Genomic DNA, 23,642 nt, shown 5'->3' with positions numbered 1-23,642 from the left:
GGGCAGACTCCCCCAGAGTAGTAACCATCTCTACTGTGTTACTATTGGGATCAATCGCCGCTTTGATTATTTGGGCGTTACAGGCTGCCTACGCGCTAAACTGAAACAATATCTGCCCACAAGGACATCGGCAACCCAGCTTTCTAGGTTAGCCGATTGTCCGTTGAGCAAATCACCAACGCGCCCTAAAAATTCTCAAAAAATTGCGGAAAAACTTGATAATTTGAGATTTTAGATTTTAGGTAGGAAAGAAAATCTCAAATCCAACATCCATAATGATAGAACTTTGGGGTGCCTTATTTATTTTAATTGTCTGTCCCAGCTTGGGTGCGTTGCCAGTCATTGCCTGGATTACCTACGCACTGAAGCGGAAACGCTTGACGCAATTAGGGACAGGAAACGTTAGTGTCTCCGCAGCTTTTTACCACGGTGGCACACTCGCGGGTATTCTGGCAGTTATGTCAGAAGCCATGAAAGGAATAGCAGCAGTGTTAATAGCCCGTGCGTTTTTCCCAGAGGGATCATTTTGGGAATTGCTGGCTCTAATTGCTCTAGTATTTGGTAGATACTCGATGGGGCGAGGGGCAGGAACAACAAACGTTGTTTGGGGCTTGCTGGTACATGATCCACTTTTAACGATATTTGTCGGTTTAGTGGCAATGATCAGTTTTATGCTGTTGCAATCGCGGAATGTAGTCAAGTATGGAGTTTTATTTGTGTTTCCTTTATTTGTGGTACTCCTCCATGCTGAAGATTTTCCCAGGATTCTCGCAGCAATTGCCCTAGCAGGATTATTGGCGTGGATTTACAAACAAATTCCCGATGATTTGAATTTACCAGCCCAAGAGGTAGATGACCAATCACAAGCAGTATTTGAATATTTGCAGAGCGATCGCGCTATCCTCAGCTTAGACGATGAGTTAGATGTGCCTCTCGTCGGGCAGAAAGCCGCTACCTTATCCCAAATTAAACGCTGGGGTTACTCAGTACCGAAGGGATGGGTATTGATTCCCGGTGATGAACCCGAAAAGTTATTAGAATTTCTTCAACCCTCAGATTTATCCCCCTTGGTAGTGCGTTCCTCTGCCATTGGGGAAGACTCAGAACACGCTTCTGCGGCTGGGCAGTACGAAACAGTGTTACAAGTTACCAACAAAGAGCAATTGCAGCAAGCCATTGCCTACGTGCGAGATTCTTACAATCAAGCATCGGCTGTGCAGTATCGGCGCGATCGCAATTTACCAGATGCAGCAATGGCTGTATTAGTTCAACAACAAGTTCAAAGTGCCTATTCTGGGGTGGCGTTTAGTCGTGATCCCATTACCCAGCAAGGCGAAGCAGTAATTATTGAAGCCTTACCCGGTAGCCCGACGCAAGTTGTTTCTGGTAAAGTCACACCCGAACAATATCGGGCTATTGTTATCGAAACAGACAATCATTCCTCTGTACAATTAGAAGGAACTGGACGAGTTCCCCAAGCATTACTGAAGCAAGTTGCATACCTAGCCCGTCGCCTGGAAAAACGTTACCTCGGTGTACCCCAGGATATTGAGTGGAGTTATGACGGTCAAACTCTGTGGATATTGCAAGCTCGACCTATCACTACTTTACTGCCAATCTGGACACGCAAAATTGCCGCCGAAGTCATTCCCGGTGTGGTGCATCCGTTAACATGGTCAATTAATCGTCCTTTGACTTGTAGCGTTTGGGGAGATATTTTTAGTTTAGTCTTAGGCGATCGCGCACAGGGATTAGACTTTACAGACACAGCAACGCTGCACTACTCCAGAGCTTATTTTAATGCCTCCCTCCTGGGGGATATTTTCCTACGGATGGGCTTACCTCCAGAAAGTTTAGAATTTTTAACCAGGGGAGCAAAATTCACTAAACCGCCCTTGCAGTCTACCTGGAAGAGTCTGCCGGGGTTAATCAAGTTACTGCGTCAAGAACTGAATTTAGAAAAGGATTTTAAACAAGATTACAAACAGGTATTTATTCCCGGTTTGTCACAATTAGCTAATGAAGACACAGAACAACTACAGCCAGCCGAATTATTAGACAGGATAGACTTAAACCTAGAACTACTGCGGCGTGGCACATACTACAGCATTTTAGCCCCCTTAAGTGCAGCCATCAGACAGGGAATTTTTCGGGTGAAAGATGAGCAAATTGATAACAGCGTCACCCCCGAAGTCGCCGCCATGCGTTCCCTGAGAGCCTTAGCCGCCGACGCTAAACAAGTATTAGCTGAAGAATGCGAGCCGGAGCAAGTATTTGAGAAGTTAGAGCAAACCCCAGAGGGGAATAAGATTCTTTACGAATTAGATGAACTATTAGAGGATTACGGCTATTTAAGTGATGTTGGTACTAATATTGCCATTCCTACCTGGAAAGAAGAACCCCAACCCATCAAGCAATTGTTTGTACAGTTAATTCAACTGAGTGAACCAGAAAAGGCGCATTTTGAACCCAGCCCACGGAAAGGTGGGATAGTACAACGACGTATAGATATCAAAGGACGAGTAACTGAGGTTTATTCGCGCTTGTTAGCGGTATTGCGTTGGAAATTTATGGCTTTAGAGCAGATTTGGTTAAAATCCGGCTTACTTAAACAAGCGGGGGATATTTTCTTTTTAGAATTGAATGAAGTCAGGCAGTTAGTGGCAAATGCCGATGTAGAATTACAGCAACAGTTCAGGGAAAAGATTAAATTTAGGCGATCGCAATTTGAGCAAGATAGCCAAATTGAGCAAATCCCCCTTGTCGTCTACGGTAATATCCCGCCCCATCCCACACCCGCCGCCAGTATTTACACAGACCAAATATTACAAGGCATTCCCGCCAGCCACGGACAAGCCGAAGGTAGAATCAAGGTAGTGCGGAACTTACAAAACTTGCCAGCCATAGACCAAAATACAATCTTGGTAGTACCTTATACAGACTCCGGTTGGGCTCCATTATTAGTGAGGGCGGGCGGTTTGATTGCTGAAGCCGGAGGTAGACTTTCTCATGGTGCGATCGTTGCCCGTGAGTACGGTATTCCTGCGGTTATGGATGTGAAAGGTGCTACATGGATTTTACAAGATGGGCAAAGAGTCAGAATAGATGGCTCTAGGGGTACAGTGGAATTATCTAATGATTTAAGACCGACTGGATGACTATAGTTGGTGCTGGCAATTTTCGCCATCATGTCCCTATTTCTGTTAGTTAAGTCAGAAATTTAACCAGTAGATTTAAAGCAGTTTGTGTGAGTTTTATACAGTCATCTACCGCAGGCGATCGCAACTTACCAAATTAGTATTGAGTGTGACTAAATTATCAATTCTTCAACCTTGATGCGTAAATCTTAAGGTTATTTAAGGGAACACCAAAAAATAAATTATCCCAATTGACAGTTAGTAGGGTGTGTCAGGATGAATATTTTCTCGGTATACCTAGGGGTTCTCGTACTGACGCACCCTACATTTTGAATATTTTTTTATCTGGAAGTCCCTTAGTCGTGTCAGTCCACTAAAATTTAATACTGACTTTATAAATCATCTCTTAACTTTGATAGACTGGATTTAGACCTAACCCAACATTTAGCATGCAAATATTTATTTGCTAGTATTTAATTCCCCATCCCTATTACACTAAAATAACTCATCACCTAAGCAAAGATGGAAGTTAGAGAACTCAAAAAAACCTACAAGCCAAGAAACCAAGACAACGAAACCAGAAATTTTCAACACGTTAAAATACTCGACTGCACCCAGCCAGTTCATCGAGTCATTTTTGAGTGTTGGCACTGTAAACAAGGTTTATTAACTGAAGTAGAAGTGGAATCTTCACAAGCTTTGGATGTTCGTTGTCCCAATTGTGGCAAAACAGCAATCAAGTTAATGGCTAATAAGGTAATTTCAACAACCGCAATTCCTTCGCCTTGGCAATCATAGAGTATCAACTGTGACAACACTAAAACTCTCCTCTAGCTATCTTTAAGATTTGTGAAAGTTAATCACCCCGGTTTCTTGGAGAAACTGGGGTGATTAATTACGGCAATTTTCGGATCAGCCGTAAAACAGTCCTAAAAGGACGGGTTTACAAACCCTACCAACAAATACAAGCAACACAAGGTTTTTTGTTACCTGTGTTGATTGAAAACATCTTAGAAAGAACAAGTTACGCATTCACGCATTCAAAAAACTTGCAACCTGTTGGAATGTATGAAATAATCCTTTTTTCGCCCCTACAACCCTACATCCTACATCCATCTTGATTGAAAGGTGTAGAAACATTGCATAGCAACGGTTATACAGGCGTTATTATTTTAGCAATTTATTTTGTTAACCTATGATGATTTTGGGAATGATACAAATTTCTAACCAGTAACTTAAGCTGTTTTAATTAATTTACCAACAGTCAAGCAAGTATTTACTAAATCTATACAATTACGTTAATATATTCATTAAAAATAATTATTAATCATGAGACATATTCTGTTATTGTTTATTTCAAGCCAGTTGTGTGAACCGGTGAACAATGACTGTAAATGTACGGCTGTAACTATGTAATGTCATTCTGCAACCCTTGGTCAACAACTGGCGATGGGCTAGGAATACAGAGACAACGCTTGATCCCTGCCTTATATTGCTGTCTTGCTATACCAACTATTCCTTTTGATATATCTATTACAACCGCTTGCCCAATGTTGCAGTTGCCAAATTGCCAAAACCTCTACCCCAGCAGAAAGTAAATGGTTGCACCTAGAAAACATAAAGAAACATTACCAATAGAGCAAAACTTGTCTGTTTTATGTTTAACTCACTTTCTTCAGTAATACCATTATTTATCAAACCGAGATTTATTGAGATGTATAAGTGTTTATTGATGATTATGATTTAATATTGTTTTAACGATTAAGAAATCAAATGTACAATATTGGGTTTAAACACTGTAAGCTATTCTCATCTGTGAATTTATTTAGCTATAAACAAAACTTACTCGTGATGTAAGAGGGTTATATAGCTTTTTTTGTAAGTGTCTTTGACTTATCAAGAAAATTGTGTTTTCTTGTTTTGACTTTTCATGCCTATGAAATAAAAAATTTAGTCAAGACTGCCCAAATTTTTGTCAACCTTCAAAACGTCTTTGCTTGTTTTAGGAAACCAAATGTCCTTGACCAACACTATCCACTTTAGAAACCTGCGAGGGGATATATTCGGTGGTGTAACTGCCGCAATTGTCTCTCTACCACTAGCTTTGGCTTTTGCTGCGGCTTCTGGTGCGGGGCCGGCATCTGGTCTTTATGGTGCTGTTTGTGTCGGCTTTTTTGCCGCATTATTTGGCGGTACACCAACCCTAATTTCTGAACCTACAGGGCCAATGACTGTAGTCATGACGGCAGTTGTCAGTTCCATGACTGCCAAAGATCCCGAAAACGGATTAGCAATGGCCTTTACTGTAGTCATGCTAGCTGGGATATTTCAAATATTATTTGGGGTATTTAAGCTGGGTAAATATGTTACCCTGATGCCCTACAGTGTAATTTCTGGCTTCATGTCAGGGATTGGGGTAATTCTCATTATTTTGCAAATCGCGCCTTTTGTCGGGCAACCAAACCCGAAAGGTGGAGTGCTGGGAATGGTGCAGAATTTGCCGGAACTTTTGACAAAAATCAATCCGGCTGAAGCAACTTTGGGTGCGCTGACACTGGCAATTATTTTCTTGATGCCATCTAAAATCAAGCGTCTTGTTCCACCACAGTTAATAGCGTTAATTGTTGGTACTGTAGTTTCTCTCGTCTTTTTTGGCAACGTTGAAATTAGACGAATTGGGGAAATCCCAATGGGACTACCAACATTGCAAATGCCGACCTTTACGCCATCGGAAATCACAACCATGATTGTTGATGGTGCGATGTTGGGAATGTTGGGTTGTATTGACACCCTACTAACTGCGGTGATTGCAGATAGCTTGACCCGTACTGAACATAAATCTAATAAAGAGTTGATTGGTCAAGGCATTGGTAACTTGGTATCTGGTTTGTGTGGTGGATTACCTGGTGCTGGTGCGACAATGGGAACAGTAGTTAATATCCAAACTGGTGCTAGAACTGCTGTATCTGGTTTAACTCGTGCGTTAATTTTGTTAGTGGTTGTATTGTGGGCAGCGAATTTAACAGAAAGCATCCCAATGGCGGTATTGGCAGGTATTGCCTTAAAGGTAGGGATTGATATTCTGGACTGGAGTTTCCTCAAACGCGCTCACAAGGTTTCTTGGAAAGGTACAGCTATCATGTACGGTGTATTATTCCTCACCGTATTTGTAGACTTGATTGTGGCTGTAGGTGTAGGTGTTTTCATTGCTAACATCGTCACTATTGAGCGTCTTTCAGAATTACAAGCGCAAGAAGTTAAAACCATTAGTGATGCTGATGATGCCATCGTCTTGAATGAACAAGAGAAGCAATTGATCGATCAAGCTGATGGACGCATCCTGCTATTTTACTTGAGTGGGCCGATGATTTTTGGAGTTGCCAAAGCCATCTCTCGTGAACATTCAGCAATGGCAGATTCTGATGTGTTAATTGTCGATCTCAGCGACGTACCTATGTTGGGTGTAACTGCATCTTTGTCCATTGAAAATGCTATCAAAGACGCTTCCGATCAAGGTCGTCATGTTCTCATCGTCGGTGCAACCGGCAAAGTCAAACGACGCTTAGAAAGCTTTGGTGTTTCCAGATTTGTACCTCCACATCACATGTTTGTAGACCGTGTAGAAGCCCTAAAACAAGCTGTTACTTTAGTTAAGAGTAATGACACTACCACTGTCTACTAATCAAACCAGTCAACAGGAAACAGGCAAAACGCAACAGTAAAAATGTTTTCTATTTCCGATTTCCCATTCCCTACCCTACTAAATCAAGCTAAACTCTAGCAAAAGATACAACTAAATTGGACAGGTAAACACCTGTCCAATTATTTGCGCCCAAATCAATCAGTAACTGACTTGAGCAGTTACAGATAAGTCAAATGATTTGTTCAGAACCAATAGTTAATGTGATGAATTTTTTTACACCTTTAACTTCCATCTTCCCACCTTTGTTGTTGACAACAGAAAACAACGCCGAAAATGCTCCCATTGTGTTAACTGGTGTACTACTCAGTTTGGTAGTCATTTATCTGGCCAGTAAGATTGGGGGTGAGTTGTCTAGAATCATAGACTTACCGCCAGTTTTAGGGGAATTAGTTGGTGGTGTATTAGTGGGTGCTTCGGTGCTGCATTTGGTTGTGTTTCCCGAAAGTGGTGCCACAGCCAGTGATTCTGTGATTATGACAGTGCTGCAAACGATTAATAATCTTACCCCTGATGCAGCCACAGCCATCTTTAACAGCCAGAGTGAAGCAATTTCGATTTTGGCTGAATTGGGTGTGATTATTCTGTTATTTGAAATCGGTTTGGAGTCAGATTTAAAAGAACTGCAAAAAGTCGGTTATCAAGCGACAATTGTGGCTTGTGTCGGGGTAGCAGTTCCTTTTGCGGCGGGTACAGCCGGACTGATTTTATTATTTCATGCCCCAGTTATTCCGGCGATTTTTGCAGGTGCAGCCCTGACAGCAACAAGTATTGGTATTACCTCCAAAGTTCTCTCAGAACTCGGTCATCTCAAATCTAAAGAAGGTCAAATTATTGTTGGTGCAGCCGTCATTGACGATATCTTAGGCATCATCGTGCTAGCAGTGGTTGCTAGTTTGGCTAAAACTGGCGAAGTAGATATTTTCAATGTCATTTATTTGATCGTCAGTGCTACTGTTTTTCTGATTGGCTCAATTTTACTGGGCAAATTTTTCAATCACACCTTTGTCGCCATTGCCAACAAATTACAAACACGAGGTAATTTAGTCATTCCCGCCTTTATCTTTGCCTTCTTTATGGCATTTTTGGGTAACGCCATTCATTTAGAAGCAATCTTAGGCGCGTTTGCGGCTGGCTTAGTTCTCGATGAAACTGATAAGCGCAAAGAGTTAGATGAGCAAGTTAAGCCTATTGCTGATATTCTTGTACCAGTTTTCTTTGTCACAGTCGGAGCTAAAGTTGATTTAAGTGTACTGAATCCTGTAGTTCCTGAGAATCAACAGGGATTAATTATCTCCTTGTTCTTAATTGTGGTGGCAATTATTGGTAAAGTTGTCACCGGTTGGTCAATTTTTGGTCAGCCTGGTGTTAACCGTTTAGCGGTTGGTGTGGGTATGATTCCCCGTGGTGAAGTTGGTCTAGTGTTTGCAGGTATTGGTGCTGCTAGTGGTACTTTAGATAAACCTCTGCAAGCCGCAATTGTGATTATGGTGATCCTGACTACCTTCTTAGCACCGCCTTTGTTGCGTCTTGCGTTTAAAAAGTCTGTGGATGCGTCAGAATCTTTAGAAAAAGCCGATTTAATTGGTTAATTCGGGACTGGAGACTGGGGACTGGGTAAAAATTCTTCTCCCCCTACTTCCCTGCTCCCCTGCTCCTACTCCCCACTCTCTACTCCCAATTGTTTACTTGCCAGTTAGGGTTAATCAAACTTGTAAGAATATGGTCTTGCCACTTGCCGTTAATTAATAAATAATCTCTAGCATAACCTTCTACCACAAACCCCAGTCTTCTGAGTACGTTGCCACTACGTTGATTGTGGGGCATATAGTTAGCCATAATGCGATGAAAATTTAATTCTTGAAAGACATATTCAGTAGCTGCACCTAATCCTTCAGTCATATAACCTTTACCTTGGGCAGTCTCAGCTAGACTATATCCCACATGACAAAAATGGGCAGCACCTCTAACAAAATTATTAAAATTAATAGTGCCAATCACTTGTGTGGGTTGTGTTTTCGGAAATATAAATAACTTTAAAGATTGGTCGTGAATAAATTCTAAAACATTATTTTCTACTTGATGTTGCCAATAGTATTTTGTAAAAAAATGTTCTACCCAGGTAGGATAAAATGGGGTGAGAAAATCTCGATTATCTAGAAAATATTTGAGTATTTGTGGTATATCTTCTTGAATACCTATTCGTAATAGTAGGCGATCGCTTGTAATTATCGGTAGTTCTGATTTCATACTCTAGCTTGACTTATATGGTTTTTTTGCCCAAATTCTCGATAAATTGTCAATCAGGTGGCAGAAATTCTTGACATCTTGCTGACATTTGCTTTCTAGCAGCAGTCATCTTTTTTGTATACTGAGGCTTGACTGATATATCAAAGTATGGTATATGAGTAATGACTTTGGTGACAACTACTATAGTGAGTATTTTGCCAAATCTTGATCAGCTAAGTCTCATATCTACACCAGAATTAAGAGATGAGCCATAAAACTGGTATGCGATCGCTGAACTCAAAAGATATACTTTGCTGAGATATAACAACAAGACAGCTGTTGATCAATCCAGTAAAGAAGAAGGATACTAATGTCGGGAATACGCTACGATTGGCAAGAAGCAGAGATTAGGGCAATATACGAAACACCATTGCTAGAGCTAATTTATCAAGCTGCTAGTGTCCATCGCCAATATCATAACCCCAAACAGATACAAGTCTGTAAACTCATCTCGATTAAAACAGGCGCGTGTCCAGAAGATTGTAGCTACTGCGCTCAGTCTTCCCGTTATCAAACCGAAGTCAAACCCCAAGCACTCTTAGATAAGCAAACAGTCCTCAACATTGCCGAAACCGCTAAACAAAAGGGTGTCAGTCGTGTTTGTATGGGTGCAGCTTGGCGGGAAGTGCGGGATAATTCTCAATTTGAGAAAGTCCTGGATATGGTGAAAGATGTCACCGACATGGGTTTAGAAGTATGCTGTACCCTAGGGATGTTGACAGCAGACCAAGCCAAACGCTTGGAAACTGCGGGACTATATGCTTACAACCATAACTTAGATACCTCAGCAGAATATTACAGTACAATTATCACCACGAGAACTTATAGCGATCGCCTGAACACAATTGAAAATGTCCGGCAGACCAATGTTACCGTATGTTCTGGCGGTATCCTGGGTTTAGGCGAAACCGTCGAGGATCGGATTTCCATGTTACACACCCTCGCTAACCTCAATCCTCACCCAGAATCAGTACCAATCAATATTCTCTCCCAAGTAGCAGGAACACCCCTAGAAAATCAGCCAGATGTCCCCATTTGGGAAGTTGTCAGGATGATAGCCACAGCACGTATAATTATGCCCACATCAGATGTGCGTTTAAGTGCTGGTAGAGCCAGACTTTCTCAAGTTGAACAAGCATTATGCTTTATGGCGGGGGCTAACTCCATCTTTTCCAGCGACGACAACAAGATGTTAACAGTCACTACCCCCTGTCCAGATTATGACGCAGATCAAGAAATGCTGAATTTACTTGGCTTAGAAATGCGTCCCCCATCCCAAAGACCAAATCGTGTAGTGAGTCAAATAGGAGTTTAGGAGTTAAGGGTGTAACTGACTTTTCTCCGTATTTGGAAAACCCCTCTCCAAACCTCTCCCCTACCAGGAGAGAGGCTTTAACTGTTCCCCCTTCCCTTGTAGGGAAGGGGGTTAGGGGGTTAGGTTTCGCGTTAGCTTTTCCACTTAACGTGACAAGTCAGAAGGGTGTAAAGGTGTAGAATTCTCCCTCACTTTCACCCTACACCCCTATACCCTTAAATTAGAGAATTTTGGCGGAACGCAGACCAAACAGCAAACCTACAGCGATGCCAGTGAACACAGCCAAAAAGCCAATATAAGCTACTACTGCTAACATTTATCTTTCTCCACAATACTTTACTAACTATATTGAACCATTAATTTTTGGTCGTTAGTCATTAGTCGTTAGTCGTTAGTCATTAGTCATTAGTCATTAGTCATTAGTCATTAGTCATTAGTCATTAGTCATTAGTCATTAGTCATTAGCTTCTTTGTCCGTTAAACTAAACTTGCTTAAATCTGTTCAAAGACTTAAGACGTTAGCTTCCTGTTTCATTCTGGTAATGTCGGCATTATCCAGTCCACAGGCTTAAAATCGGGCGTAACTCACCCTATTTTGGAGTTTTTACATTGAGAGGCTTTGCTACTTTACTCCCTGATTTTCAGCCATTTAAAATTTCTGGATTTTCTCAATTACCTTGCTACAGGCTGGCTACTCTCAAAAGTTTTGTACAGGTTCTCAAGCCTAAAATTTTTTTAGCTTGGTTTTCGCTTATCCCTAATCATAGTGGATTTTGAGTAAGTTTGAGCAAGTTTTTCAGCACTGTTTAATTCCCCCTTCCAGTCCCCAATCCCCAGTCCCCAGTCCCCAATCCCCAGTCCCCAATCCCCACCCCCCAAAATGCGGTAAAATACAGCCCACTGTGCTTGTTGGGGTTTGGGTAATGACTTCTATAATTAATGTGAATTTACCACAGCAGTCTTATGAGATTGCGATCGCACCTGGAAGTTTAGAACAACTTGGTCAACGGATGGCTGATTTGAAACTAGGCAAGAAGGTATTGCTGGTTTCTAATCCCACCATATTTAAGCATTATGGCGAAAAAACTATAAATTCCCTGGAATCTGCTGGGTTTACAGTGGCTAGCTATTGCCTACCAGCCGGAGAACGTTACAAAACCCTCAACTCTATTCAAAAACTCTATGATGTCGCCTTAGAAAACCGCTTAGAACGTTCCTCAACAATGGTAGCCTTGGGCGGTGGGGTAATTGGTGATATGACTGGTTTTGCTGCTGCTACTTGGTTACGAGGAATTAATGTTGTACAAGTACCAACAACGCTCCTAGCAATGGTAGACTCAGCCATTGGTGGCAAAACAGGCGTAAATCATCCCCAAGGTAAAAACTTAATAGGGGCTTTCCATCAGCCACGTTTAGTATTAGTAGATCCAGAAGTGTTAAAAACTCTGCCCATGCGTGAATTTCGCGCCGGAATGGCAGAGGTAATTAAATATGGCGTAATTTGGGATGCTGAATTATTTGCCCAAATGGAAGCCAGTAAACATCTGAACCAACTACGCTACATCAAGCCGGAACTCATAAACACTATTTTAACCCGTTCTTGTCAAGCCAAAGCCGATGTCGTCAGCAAAGACGAGAAAGAAGGCGGACTGCGGGCAATTCTCAACTATGGACATACGATTGGTCATGCAGTCGAAAGCTTAACAGGTTATCGGTTAGTGAATCATGGTGAAGCTGTAGCCATTGGCATGGTAGCAGCCGGACAAATTGCTGTCGAATTGGGAATGTGGCAGCAGCAAGACACAGAACGTCAAAATGCGCTGATTCAAAAAGCGGGTTTACCGACAAAGCTACCAGAGGGTTTAGATATTGAAGGCATAATTGACGCACTGCAACTAGATAAGAAAGTCAAAAATGGTAAAGTCCGATTTATTTTACCTACCCAAATGGGCGTAGTCACCATTACCGACGAAGTACCAGCAGATATTATCCGCCAAGTTTTACAGAATATGTATTAACTGGGGTGTGTTACGGTTATGTCAGAATTAGCCGTAACGCAAAATCATTTTATTACGTGTTATTTTTTGCTTTAGCATATCCTATTGATTAAACCGGAATTTGATGAAGATACTACGTAAAAAGCACGATATCAACTCTAGATATCTATAGCCGATAGGAGTAAAACTCGTAAATATACGTAGGTAAAAATTGAGCAGGAAAATTTTTTTACTAAAGTGATATGTTGCTGATTGCAAGTGGGTAAGTTAATTCCAGAACAGAGCGATCGCAATCTACTTACCCCAAACTTCAGGAGACACCCATGCTCAAGCCAGAACTGCAAGCCAAATTCCTCAGCCACCTCAGCAACCGTAAGAATAGAGAAGAAGAAGGTTTTACCTTAATTGAATTGTTGGTGGTAGTAATTATTATCGGTGTACTGGCAGCTATTGCGTTACCTTCACTACTGGGTCAGGTAAATAAAGCTAAACAATCAGAAGCTAGAAACTACGTAGGTACAGTCAACCGTTCTCAACAAGCATACTTCCTAGAATACCAAGAGTTTGCTACCAGTATTTCCCAATTGCAAGTAGGTATCAAGACGCAAACGGAAAACTTCGTCTATGAAATTACAGGTACTACTACTGGCCCCATCCAATTTAAAGGGACAGCCGCTAAAGCTGCTCTGAAATCCTACTATGGTTTAGTAGGTACGACAGTGGGCGATAGTGCTACATCCGAAGCACTTACTATAGCAATTGCTTGTGAATCACCTAATCCTACAACAACAGTCGGTAACTATACTGACATCAATGGTTGTCAAGGTAGTTTCCTGTCTTTGGCAAGATAAGATAAGTTAGGAATTTTTCTCATCGCTTTCTTAGGCAAGATTACATAGAAATTTTGCTCAATTGGGTAATGTGCCACTACATTACCCGATTTCTGCAATTTTTTCATCAGATATCTATCAGATGATAGCTATCCGTTATTTTGGGAAAATTTTGGATAACTTTTATGCTTTCCTCCTCAACTTCCACTCAATTGGTTCAGCGTGCAGAAGAATATTTTCTGAAAGGAAATTACATCCATGCTGCTAGTCTTTATGAACAAGCGATAACTTTAGAGCCTGATGTTCAATCTCATTATTGGTATCTAGGATTAAACTTGTTATTACAAGGACAAGATGCAGAAGCGCAAACAACTTGGTTCATGGGAATGATGCAAGTTGAAGGTGAACAGGTAGATAATGAAAATATAGATTTATTTAATATTTTACAAACAGAAGCTGAACGTCAAGAAAAATTAGAAGAATATTCATTAGCCGAAAAAATTCGTTGTCATATCAAGGAAATTTATCCGCAAAATCTTCAAAATATTTTGCAACTTATTCAGCTATATATCAAATTAGAGAAATATACAGAAGACCATTTACAAGAGCTTTGTGTAATTGATTTAATTAAATCCACATCGAATAACGAAATAAATTTAAATATTTTATCTGAAACGTTACGTAATATTTTAAATTATAATCCGCTACAACAATCTACTCTAGAATTATTGGAAGCTGTTGTTTCATTTTTTAGTGAAAACACCGATATTTTACTGGGAATATTGCTACCTGTTGCAGTCAACATAGCTTATGCTCATAGGCAAGCTAAATTAGCATCAAAATTAATTGAAGTTTATTTACGGTTAGACCCTAATAATCCTGAATGTATAGGACATTTAGCAGGTTTTTATCAAAATGCTGGCGAATATGAGCGTGGCATAGAAACAGCTAAACACTTCTATTCTTTAGTGGATAATTTGCCAGACAAGATTTTTGCTAATCGCCAGATATTAAGAGGCTTAATGAGTGCTGGGGGGCATTGGGAAGAATCTTGTGCAGTAAATCAAAGACAGCAAGAGCTATTACAGGAATTAATTCGACAAAATCCTAAAAATTTGTCACAAATTAATGTAGTCAGGCTGATAAATGCCAATTTTTTTGCTCCTTATATTGAAGATCATCCCCTGAAAAATCGACCTATTCAGAACCAGATACTTCAGCTATGCCAAGAGAATCATGCTATTTATGCACAAGAGCAATTAGACAAATATTCACAAGGCCATTTAGACAGAAAAAAAACCAAAAAATCTCATAAAAAAATTAAAATAGGATATTTGTCACATTGTTTGAAAAGTCATTCTGTTGGCTGGCTAGCGCGATGGCTATTTGAATATCATGACCGAGATCAATTTGAAATTAACGGTTATTTTATTGCTAATGATACAGAAGCTGATCTATTACATCAATGGTATACCGTCCAGGTAGATAAAGCCTATAAATCATATAATGTTTGGTCACTAGCGGAAGAAATATACCAGGATGAAGTTGATATATTAATTGATTTAGATAGTATTACTTTAGATACAACCTGTGAAGTTATAGCATTTAAACCAGCACCAATACAAGCTACTTGGCTGGGTTGGGATGCGTCAGGTAGTCCATCTGTAGATTATTTTATTGCTGACCCCTACGTTTTACCAGAATCAGCATCAGAATATTACAAAGAAAAAATTTGGTGCTTACCTCAAACATACATAGCTGTTGATGGTTTTGAAGTCAATGTACCTAAAGTACATCGTGAGCAATTTGATATTCCGAGTGATGCGGTTGTTTATATGTGCGGACAAAGAGGATTTAAACGTCATCCACATATTACAAGATTACAATTAAGAATTATCAAAGAAGTACCTAATAGCTACTTTTTAATTAAAGGATTTGCTGATGAAAAATCAATTCAAAAATTCTTTTATGATTTAGCGGAAGAAGAAGGCGTAGATGCCTCTAAACTCAGATTTCTTCCAGGTGCGCCTTCAGAGGGCGTTCACCGAGCTAATTTAGACATTGCTGATATAGTATTAGACACCTATCCCTACAACGGTGCGACAACAACCTTAGAAACCCTGTGGATGTGTATTCCTATGGTGACACGAGTAGGTGAGCAATTCGCCGCTCGTAACAGCTACACTATGATGATGAATGCTGGTATTACAGAAGGTATCGCCTGGACTGATGAAGAATATGTAGAGTGGGGTGTGCGTTTAGGTAAGGATGAAGCATTAAGACAACAAATCGCTTGGAAGTTGAGACAGTCAAGAAAAACATCGCCGCTATGGAATGGTAAGCAATTTACCCGTGAGATGGAAAATGCTTACACCCAAATGTGGCAGAAATATATTAGTTCGTAGTAAGCGGCTCTAGCCCTGAGAAATGTTGAGGGCTGAAGCCCTCACTACAAACACAAAACATCACTGCTATGGAATTTTAAGTTTAGGTTCGTAGTAAGCGGCTCTAGCCCTGAGAAATGTTGAGGGCTGAAGCCCTCACTACAAACATTACAAACATTAGGAATCATCCCAATCTTTGCCATAATCTCGCACTGGATATTTAACCCAACAATCGCGTAACCATTCTCGGCCATAAACTTGTAAATACCAGTGAACACTACTTTCAACCCAGTCATAAGGAGATGTTACTAAACCATGTTTGACTGGGTTGTAATGAATATAGTTAAGAGTTGTGTAGTAATGTCTTTCAGTGCGAATTGCGCGATCGCTCCAAGAATACCAAACTTTTCGCTTAGTTATATTATCCTCAATATTCCATTGGCGTGAAGTCAAACCATGTATCTTACGAAATAACTCACTTAAGACATCAAAATTTACAACCTGAAGCAATAAATGATAATGATTAGGTAAAACAACCCAAGCAGAAATCGTGATGTTCGTAGTAAGTGCTTCAGCACTGTCTTCTTCACCTCCACTCTCACCAAATCTATCAAATATCATCTTTAGCAATTGCTGACGACGAGATTGACAGTGCATATAACACTTATGTTCATAACAAGCCGCAGTCAACAAATAAAGTCTTCTATCTTTTATAGGATGTGGCGGTGCATGAGGAGGATAACCACGACTCAAGCGTTGTTCAACTAATTCTGCTTTTTGTCGTGGTGTAAGCTTACCATATTCATACATATATTTTTAAAGCACTGAAGTCTTGAAAAATTTTGTTCGTAGTGTTCGCGTAGCGTCTCGCAGAGAGGACTTTAGTCCTCATAATGAAAACAGCACTCTTCGTGCTTACTACGAACCTAACCCCACAACCTTTTTATAAAACTCTTCCAACCCAGAGACACAAACTTGATCATCAAATAATCTGTCGTGATTTTGACTCATTCGTTCTGAAATATCGCGTCGCCAAGCTGCATCTTGTGCTAATTTGACAGCAATTTCAATGTATTCCACTTCATTTTTAGCAATAGTATCTGTCACTCCCAACATTTTTAAGAAACTATCAGAATGACGACCCCGCATAAATTCCCCTGGACAAGTTACCACGGGGAGATTACAAGCGATCGCTTCTAAGGTAGTATTACCACCAGACCAAGTAAAAGTATCTAGATACACATCTGACAGTAAGTTAATCATCAGATAGTCGAGCCGTTCTGGAATATTTAAAAATACACAATAATCTTGAAATTCCAGCCCCACAGCCGCAAAAGCTCGCTGTAGGCGTTCTTGAAGCAGCGTACCACGCAAAAAGATAAATTTAGCTTGCGGTACACGAGCCGCTATTTCTGCAAAAATAAAATCATATTGTGGTAAATATTTAAACGGTGCTTGACAGCATAAATAAAGAACAGCATCATCTGACAAGCCAAAATCGGTGCGACTTTTAACCACTGGTGGAATGTAGGGTTTTGGGTAAGAAACACCAATATTAGGTAAGCGAATTAATTTTTCTGCATAATGTTCTTCAGCATTGTCTGCTTCCATTAATTCGCTAGATAAAAAGTAATCAATTGTCGGTAAACCAGTTGTTACCGGATGTCCCCAAGCAACACATTGCACTGGCGCAAGTCGTAAAGCTGCCATCAGCATAGTGTGGGGATTCATGCCGATTTCTGGATACACTAAAATGTGTAAATTATCAGAAATTATTTGTTCACAAGCAGCAGACAAATTGAGAGGAATGTGATAGAAGAAATCACTATATTCCCTAAATTTTTCTGTCACTGCATCTGGTTCATTACCTGTGTAATAACAGTAGATTTCAAAATTGTGGCGTTCGCAGTATTTTAACCAACCAGTTAACCACAGTGTACCACTATAAGAATGTAGATAATGGGAAGCGTAGCCAATACGAATTTTTTGATCAGGTTGGACTTTTGGCATAGATAAAGGTACAACCCATTGGGGAAAGTTAGCTGCCATAATCTCATGTATTAACTTTCCGTATTGACGTTGTAAATCTCTATCATTTTGTGCCTGATAAGATAGGTAGAAGTTTGTCAGCCTACTAATACCTGTTAAAGCATTCTGTTTTTCTGCAATGGTGTTGAGAGATGTTTCTTGAATTAAATTTTGCAACCCTTGACTATAGCGTTGGCGATAAATTCCTATCTCTTCTTGAGTGTTATAAATAGTCGGAACTGTGAGATATTTCAGAATTTTAAACGTATAATCATCAGGTAAACATTGACAAGCCTTCTCAGCACAGTTAATTGCTGCCTGAGTACGCCCATTGCGCCGCAAGTCAATAATTAATGTAAAGTGTAGCCTACCATCTGTAGGGTAATTTTCAATTCCTTGCTCTAGAGTTTGAAAATACTCATCTAGTAGGTTTAACTGTCTGTAACACTGGCTTAAATTCCAGTAAATATCTGCACTATCTTGGTGTAATTTTATCACTTGTTGATATGCAGCGATCGCTTCTTGCCATCTGCCCTCACTATATAGTTTTTGGCTCAAGTTAAAAAAAAACTTTTCTTCTTGCGCCTGGTTCAAACTTTCTAGTGTGTAGCTTGACAAGGTTTCTGCTTTAACTTGAATGAGTGCTTGTTGATTTTCATGTTCCAAACAAATTCGGCCATGAATACGAGGTAGTAAAGCTTTCCACTGGATATCAGCCAAATTTACCACCAGAGAAATTTCTAAGCCATCAGTAATATCTAAATCTTCTTCCATCAGAAGAGTCATGGTGACACTAGACAGCAATAGTTCAGCATCTTCCCCAGAAATATTAGTAGTATCAATTAGTAAAGTAGTCTTGCAACTATCAGGAGAAGTTGCTAGTGTCCTAATTACTTGTGCTAACTCTAAACTGATTGACTCTTCCGATGCTGACCAATCAGGGAAGATAATGAAATTAACCTGTTTTAGATTTAATGATAGAAGAGTAGCATCAATTAAAGCAGAACTGACAATATCTGCCATTTTCGACCAAGAAAACTTTTGTGCTTGGGCTAAACCCGCAGTAATTAATGATTGACGAAGACTAGGTTTTTGTACATCACAAAGCGCATTTGCTAAACCATCTACATCATCGTCATTAATATATATTGCAGCTTCTCCTGCCACTTCTGGAATTGAAGCATTAGGACAAGTAATCACCGGACAACCACAAGCCATCGCTTCAATTATCGGCATTCCAAAACCTTCATATTTAGAAGGATAAACTAAAGCTATAGCACCAGAATAAGCTATTGCTAACTCTTCATCACTGAGTTGTAACATATAGACAGCACTACCTGAAGTATGTTCTCTAAATTCAGGTGCTAATATACCGCCGCTACCCGTGCAAATAATATCAAATCCATAGCTACTAGCAAGTTGCGAAAAAGCCTGGAAGAATAAAATACTGTTCTTATAACCAGCCCCACCACCAACTAATAAGAAGTAAGGTTTACTAATGCCATATTTAGTTTTAAAAATATTAATGTCTTCAAACTTTGCAGGTGCAAAAGTAGCATCAACTCCACAATGAGCTACAGTAATAGCATCTATCGATATATCTGGAAAACAGCCTACAAGGTCACGCGCTGTATGTGCGGAAATTGCTATATATGAAGAAGCGTGCTGAATACCTTGATGCTTTTCTCTCCACATGGGATTATTCATATCCCACCCCATTATTTCTGGAATCATGTCATAAGCCATGAATACAGAAGGTGTTGTAATTGATGTTGTGTAGTATGAAGAAATAAATAAGTCTGCTCCTACTTCATCGCATATTTGTTGAAGCATCTGTTTATCAGCTTCTGCATTGTTATAGTCGTAAGGGGGAATAGTACGATAGCAAATACCATTAAATTTAGGTGCTGTGTTACCTCGATCTAAGACTAAGATATGATTAGCAAAGCCAGTCTTTGCCCATTGTTGCAGCAGACTTCGCCAAACTCTAGCAATTCCTGTTTGATATAGTTGGAAAAATACAGCATCAATTATAATAATTGGCTTGACTAAATTTAAATTTTCTATATTAACTTGATTTGTTTCCAGTGTTGGGATTGAATGATTCATTGAATTTAATATTCTGTTTAATTCATTTATTTTTCTTTGTTGTTCAATTAATCTGTAGTCTACATAAAAATCTAAAACATTAACAGGGAATAAAAAATGTTTTGCCAAATCGCTTGACTCTTCTGCTATGTAATAATCATTAATTCCATCAAAAAAAACGTGCTGATAACCTTGAGATTGTAATAATACAGGAATATTATTGTCAACGCGAATATTAGTATTTGGTATAGTCGTTTCTATGACTAATACTGTTGGTCTAAACTTTTCCCAATTAGCACCTAAAATAACTTGTTCTTCTAATCCTTCAACATCAATTTTGATAAAATCAATCTTTTTGTTGACATATTCTTTGCATACTGCTTCTAAAGTCTTGACAGCAACCGTATATTGAGAAACTTCTAAACCTTTTTCTTTGGCAATTGCATAAGCTATTGCCTTATTTAAAGTAGAGTTTCCTGGCTGTCCTACTAATTGAAAAAACTCTAATGTTTCTTCTGAATTACTTATGGCAATATTCAGGTTAATATCTCTTGAGCGTTCTTTTTGAAATAAATTATAGTATTCTTGTATTGGCTCAATATTTATTCCTGACCATCCACGATCATAAAAAGCTTTGGTTACTGAATCAACAGTTGGATGTAATGCTCCTACATCAATATAGAAACCTTGCAATTTATTTTTAAATATTCTATTTAGTAAAACATCCTCAAAATTTTGGGCATAGGAAATAAACTGTTTCATAATTAATCTCTACGTTTATTTTTAGTAACAATCTTTTTTTAGTTATTTTTCAAATTTAAAAATCATTTTTGTCAATTTTTATTCTTGTCTAATTTAAATCAGTCAATTGTGGCACCCTAATAACAACCTTTTGGTCACTTCTCTCTGAGAAAATATAAATATTTATGTAAATTTATTTCGATTGGCACTTATTATGTCTAAATCTGAACCAAGATAGTTTGATATTGAGCTAAATCTATCTACTGGTGAGCTAGCGATCGCTCTGACTCTCCCCCATTCTTTTCTTCACATCCGCAAACACAGTCTTATAATCCTGTCGTTCAGGATGCAATTTAACCAACCTCTCCATAAGTTCCATTGCTCCTTGAGTATCTCCTAACTTTAACCGCATAATAGCCAATTTCTCCAACGCGCTTTGATTATCTGGTTCTCGCTGTAAAACTAATTCGTAACCCTTGGCTTGTTGTTGCAAGGAAGACTCAGCCGATGTAGTTGTATTTACTGACGCAGGACTCTGGATAGCGCGTTGTATAGCTGGAATGGCTGCAAATGCTGTTGAACCCACGAAAGAAACAATCGAAACTATTGTTAAAATTCGTTTCTTCCGTTCAATCTGCCTTTTACGGACAACAAAATAGTCTTCACCTGAACTAGCCATATTTTTATCTGGGTTGTGGTAAATACTTAGTTACAACAAGCTTCTAGTTAAGAGATTACCCATTACTTCACAGAAACTAACACCTAAACCAAAAATTTTTTATGCTGCTATCAGACTCAACATCAAGATATGTTAACTATGCACCAACTACCACATCTAAACCAGCACTTCACAATAGCTGTAATCAAACACTTAAGCAAAAGTAACAATATACGTAAGTATCTACCATTTGAGGATCAGTAGGGAATAAGGAGATCGCCGACTGCTATATGTCTGCTTAATCTCTAGAGAAAGATTAAAAATATATTAAGATTTACGATAACTTGATTTAATTCTAGAGGTTTGCGTTATTGTAGATAAGGTTTGAACCTACAGAGTAAAAATTCCCTAACTGTAGTTTAAAAATCTTCAATCAGCCGTTAATTTATGGCATTTTTAGCAATTGCACAGATTCCGGTAAATATAAACCATAAGTTTTTAGGATTTCTCCCACGGTGCTGTTACTGCAACCTTGAGGGGGACTGTTTTCTAAGTTGAGCAATCACCATGTATACTTGGTGAGATTTGAGTTTTGTGGAGTAATTACCGTACAGAACCGAATTTGGTCGCAACTTAATAGAGTTTGTTATGGTATATTGAAAAAGTTAAGACTCGCTTTGCCAAATACACACTCTACGCATTGTTGACAGTTGCAAAACGGAAAGCAGTTTTGATTAAGCATTTACCCAATAAAATTTTGAATTGAATCGAGGTTATGACTCAGCAAGTAATTCACCCAATGGTGAAATTGCAGCGTAATGTGCAATCACTCGTAGAATCGAATATTATCAAGCCGACTGATAGCATTTGGAAGATTGCGCTGCTTTATGGCAATGATTGGCAGCACTGGAAACAGGAACTGCTAGATTTTGGTTTCAGTATGCAAGATCCAGTTAGCGAATTGCTAGACGTGGAAGCTTGGGATGAAGATTAGGGACTGGGGAGATGAGGGAGAATTATTAATGCCCCAATCCCCAATCCCCAGTCCCCAATCACCATTGCCTTGTTTGACAAGCTGCTAAGGCGGCGGCTAATTCCTTTGCTGACTGGAAGCGATCGCGCGGTACTGGTTCTGTCACTTTCTCAATAATCTCCCGCAACTGTGGTGTCAAAGTCGGAATTTTGCTGACATCGAAGCGGAAACCTCGCCCTTTTTGGCGATAAAACTTAAAAGGGTTTTCTCCAGTGATCAGAAAAATTAAGGTGGGGCCGATCGCATATAAATCAGATTGTGTTAAAGGTTGTCCTCGTTCCTGTTCCGGCGCACAATAACCTTCAGCACCAATGCGCGTCCCCGGCGTTGTGCCAATTTCCTTCACCGCGCCAAAATCCAGCACCACTATTTGATTATTCCCATTCCGCACCATTAAGTTGGCGGGTTTAATATCACGGTGAATTAGTGGCGGTTCTTGGCTATGCAGATAGTCGAGAATATCGCAGGTTTGAATCATCCAGGCGATCGCTTGCTGGGGTGTCACAGGGCCATTAGTATAGATGCGTTTTTCCAAATCCTGCCCATGCACTAACTCCATTGCCAAGTATTTCTTACCACCTTCCACAAAAAAATCATAATACTTAGGAATTCCTGGATGATTCAGGGATTTGAGAGTATTCGCCTCTCGCTCAAACAACTCCTGAGCCTTGGCAATTTTCGCCATATCAGCATTCATTTGCTTCAACACCAATAATTGCGGCTGTCTAGCAATCAACCCGGCAGCATCCCAAGCTAGATAGGTAGTACCCATCCCTCCCTGTCCCAAAGTCCGCAAAACTTGGTAATAGCGAATCGTCTGCTGTACCGTAAGCGGTTGTCCGCAGTGGATACAAAATAGATTTCCCGGAGAATTACCTTCATGGGTGCAACTGGGCGCAGAATTGGATCTTTGTGAGGTGACTGGTACAATCATATTTTCCGACGTACCGCCCACCGTAGGCGATCGCGAATTATCTGGTGCTGTCGCCTCCTGAATTTGAAATTGTAAAATTGGCCCTCCCTGTGCTAATTGCAACAGAGAATTATCCGGCAAAGAACTCTGAATTACCAGCACACCATTGAGAAAAGTGCCGTTCGTACCTTTACTAAACACCTGCCACGCCGCACCATTCTTAGCAGAACTTACTTGCCGAATTTCCAGATGATGGCGGGAAACCAAAGTATCAGTTAACACAACATGATTATCCGCAGCGCGACCAATCCGAATCACTGCGGAATTTTCAAAGCACCACTGTTTCAGGGGTGTTTTTTGTTGCGGTTCTAACAAGGTCAGAGTAACCACAATACAACCTGGATAATAATTAGGGATTAGGGCATGGGGGAGGTAGCCACGTCGGCGGGTTTCCTGACTTGAGCGGACTGCCGTCATGGGGCATAGGCCATCAAACAACTCAAAAGTCAATAATTCTGGCTAAAAATTT

At 39.8% G+C, this 23,642-nt stretch carries 15 protein-coding genes; 9 read left to right on the top strand and 6 right to left on the bottom strand.

Annotated features, from left to right (window positions below):
- Positions 1–275 precede the first annotated feature (275 nt).
- From AACS98_RS16225 to AACS98_RS16210, 4 genes are all read left to right on the top strand, one after another.
- Positions 276–3,158: a glycerol-3-phosphate acyltransferase gene (locus AACS98_RS16225; protein WP_066381680.1), complete on the top strand. Its 2,883-nt coding sequence runs from the start codon at positions 276–278 to the stop codon at positions 3,156–3,158.
- A gap of 501 nt (positions 3,159–3,659) precedes the next feature.
- Positions 3,660–3,935 carry a hypothetical protein gene (locus tag AACS98_RS16220; RefSeq protein ID WP_066381678.1) on the top strand — a complete coding sequence of 92 codons (276 nt, stop codon included), beginning with the start codon at positions 3,660–3,662 and terminating at the stop codon, positions 3,933–3,935.
- A gap of 1,216 nt (positions 3,936–5,151) precedes the next feature.
- Complete coding sequence (gene bicA, locus AACS98_RS16215; RefSeq protein ID WP_066381675.1) at positions 5,152–6,819, top strand: bicarbonate transporter BicA; 1,668 nt, start codon at positions 5,152–5,154, stop codon at positions 6,817–6,819.
- A 194-nt stretch (positions 6,820–7,013) separates the two neighbouring features.
- On the top strand, positions 7,014–8,429 hold the full coding sequence (locus AACS98_RS16210) for a cation:proton antiporter (RefSeq protein WP_066381674.1): 1,416 nt from the start codon (positions 7,014–7,016) through the stop codon (positions 8,427–8,429).
- 79 nt (positions 8,430–8,508) lie between these two features.
- Here the strand turns inward: AACS98_RS16210 and AACS98_RS16205 are convergent, their stop codons facing one another.
- A complete protein-coding gene (locus AACS98_RS16205) occupies positions 8,509–9,087 on the bottom strand; it encodes a GNAT family N-acetyltransferase (RefSeq protein WP_066381672.1) in 579 nt (192 codons plus the stop codon).
- A 349-nt stretch (positions 9,088–9,436) separates the two neighbouring features.
- Here AACS98_RS16205 and bioB point away from each other — a divergent pair, with 349 nt between their 5' ends.
- Positions 9,437–10,441: a biotin synthase BioB gene (bioB, locus tag AACS98_RS16200; protein WP_066381669.1), complete on the top strand. Its 1,005-nt coding sequence runs from the start codon at positions 9,437–9,439 to the stop codon at positions 10,439–10,441.
- A 220-nt stretch (positions 10,442–10,661) separates the two neighbouring features.
- Here bioB and petL read toward each other — a convergent pair whose 3' ends face one another.
- Positions 10,662–10,757 carry a cytochrome b6-f complex subunit PetL gene (gene petL, locus AACS98_RS16195; RefSeq protein ID WP_066381667.1) on the bottom strand — a complete coding sequence of 32 codons (96 nt, stop codon included), beginning with the start codon at positions 10,755–10,757 and terminating at the stop codon, positions 10,662–10,664.
- A 607-nt stretch (positions 10,758–11,364) separates the two neighbouring features.
- Here petL and aroB point away from each other — a divergent pair.
- From aroB to AACS98_RS16180, 3 genes are all read left to right on the top strand, one after another.
- Positions 11,365–12,459 carry a 3-dehydroquinate synthase gene (aroB, locus tag AACS98_RS16190; protein WP_066381770.1) on the top strand — a complete coding sequence of 365 codons (1,095 nt, stop codon included), beginning with the start codon at positions 11,365–11,367 and terminating at the stop codon, positions 12,457–12,459.
- Positions 12,460–12,761: 302 nt separating this feature from the next.
- On the top strand, positions 12,762–13,289 hold the full coding sequence (locus tag AACS98_RS16185; RefSeq protein WP_066381664.1) for a type IV pilin-like G/H family protein: 528 nt from the start codon (positions 12,762–12,764) through the stop codon (positions 13,287–13,289).
- A gap of 164 nt (positions 13,290–13,453) precedes the next feature.
- Entirely contained in the window at positions 13,454–15,673 is a 2,220-nt protein-coding gene (locus AACS98_RS16180; protein WP_066381663.1) for an O-linked N-acetylglucosamine transferase, SPINDLY family protein, read from the top strand.
- A gap of 156 nt (positions 15,674–15,829) precedes the next feature.
- Here AACS98_RS16180 and AACS98_RS16175 read toward each other — a convergent pair whose 3' ends face one another.
- The 3 genes from AACS98_RS16175 to AACS98_RS16165 form a co-directional block, all read right to left on the bottom strand.
- On the bottom strand, positions 15,830–16,462 hold the full coding sequence (locus AACS98_RS16175) for a transposase (protein ID WP_066381661.1): 633 nt from the start codon (positions 16,460–16,462) through the stop codon (positions 15,830–15,832).
- Positions 16,463–16,570: 108 nt separating this feature from the next.
- Entirely contained in the window at positions 16,571–20,530 is a 3,960-nt protein-coding gene (locus tag AACS98_RS16170; RefSeq protein WP_231866929.1) for an FkbM family methyltransferase, read from the bottom strand.
- A gap of 250 nt (positions 20,531–20,780) precedes the next feature.
- Positions 20,781–21,188 carry a tetratricopeptide repeat protein gene (locus AACS98_RS16165; protein ID WP_066381660.1) on the bottom strand — a complete coding sequence of 136 codons (408 nt, stop codon included), beginning with the start codon at positions 21,186–21,188 and terminating at the stop codon, positions 20,781–20,783.
- A 754-nt stretch (positions 21,189–21,942) separates the two neighbouring features.
- Here AACS98_RS16165 and AACS98_RS16160 point away from each other — a divergent pair.
- Complete coding sequence (locus AACS98_RS16160) at positions 21,943–22,161, top strand: DUF4327 family protein (RefSeq protein WP_066381657.1); 219 nt, start codon at positions 21,943–21,945, stop codon at positions 22,159–22,161.
- A 58-nt stretch (positions 22,162–22,219) separates the two neighbouring features.
- On the opposite strand, the gene AACS98_RS16155 is transcribed toward AACS98_RS16160, so the two are convergent.
- Positions 22,220–23,503 (bottom strand): FHA domain-containing serine/threonine-protein kinase, encoded by a 1,284-nt coding sequence (locus AACS98_RS16155; protein ID WP_066381768.1) that lies wholly within the window; start codon positions 23,501–23,503, stop codon positions 22,220–22,222.
- Between the last annotated feature and the right edge of the window lie 139 nt (positions 23,504–23,642).

This window comes from Anabaena sp. CA = ATCC 33047 (assembly GCF_963870205.1).
Lineage (GTDB): Bacteria > Cyanobacteriota > Cyanobacteriia > Cyanobacteriales > Nostocaceae > Trichormus.
Note: the sequence above shows the minus strand (reverse complement) of the source record. Positions and strands in the feature narration are given on the sequence as shown.

What these genes read in the sequence shown, in the direction of transcription:
- AACS98_RS16225 (WP_066381680.1), top strand. Translation starts at nt 276, where the DNA reads ATGATAGAACTTTGGGGTGCCTTATTTATTTTAATTGTCTGTCCCAGC.
- AACS98_RS16220 (WP_066381678.1), top strand. Translation starts at nt 3,660, where the DNA reads ATGGAAGTTAGAGAACTCAAAAAAACCTACAAGCCAAGAAACCAAGAC.
- bicA (WP_066381675.1), top strand. Translation starts at nt 5,152, where the DNA reads ATGTCCTTGACCAACACTATCCACTTTAGAAACCTGCGAGGGGATATA.
- AACS98_RS16210 (WP_066381674.1), top strand. Translation starts at nt 7,014, where the DNA reads ATGATTTGTTCAGAACCAATAGTTAATGTGATGAATTTTTTTACACCT.
- AACS98_RS16205 (WP_066381672.1), bottom strand. Translation starts at nt 9,087, where the DNA reads ATGAAATCAGAACTACCGATAATTACAAGCGATCGCCTACTATTACGA.
- bioB (WP_066381669.1), top strand. Translation starts at nt 9,437, where the DNA reads ATGTCGGGAATACGCTACGATTGGCAAGAAGCAGAGATTAGGGCAATA.
- petL (WP_066381667.1), bottom strand. Translation starts at nt 10,757, where the DNA reads ATGTTAGCAGTAGTAGCTTATATTGGCTTTTTGGCTGTGTTCACTGGC.
- aroB (WP_066381770.1), top strand. Translation starts at nt 11,365, where the DNA reads ATGACTTCTATAATTAATGTGAATTTACCACAGCAGTCTTATGAGATT.
- AACS98_RS16185 (WP_066381664.1), top strand. Translation starts at nt 12,762, where the DNA reads ATGCTCAAGCCAGAACTGCAAGCCAAATTCCTCAGCCACCTCAGCAAC.
- AACS98_RS16180 (WP_066381663.1), top strand. Translation starts at nt 13,454, where the DNA reads ATGCTTTCCTCCTCAACTTCCACTCAATTGGTTCAGCGTGCAGAAGAA.
- AACS98_RS16175 (WP_066381661.1), bottom strand. Translation starts at nt 16,462, where the DNA reads ATGTATGAATATGGTAAGCTTACACCACGACAAAAAGCAGAATTAGTT.
- AACS98_RS16170 (WP_231866929.1), bottom strand. Translation starts at nt 20,530, where the DNA reads ATGAAACAGTTTATTTCCTATGCCCAAAATTTTGAGGATGTTTTACTA.
- AACS98_RS16165 (WP_066381660.1), bottom strand. Translation starts at nt 21,188, where the DNA reads ATGGCTAGTTCAGGTGAAGACTATTTTGTTGTCCGTAAAAGGCAGATT.
- AACS98_RS16160 (WP_066381657.1), top strand. Translation starts at nt 21,943, where the DNA reads ATGACTCAGCAAGTAATTCACCCAATGGTGAAATTGCAGCGTAATGTG.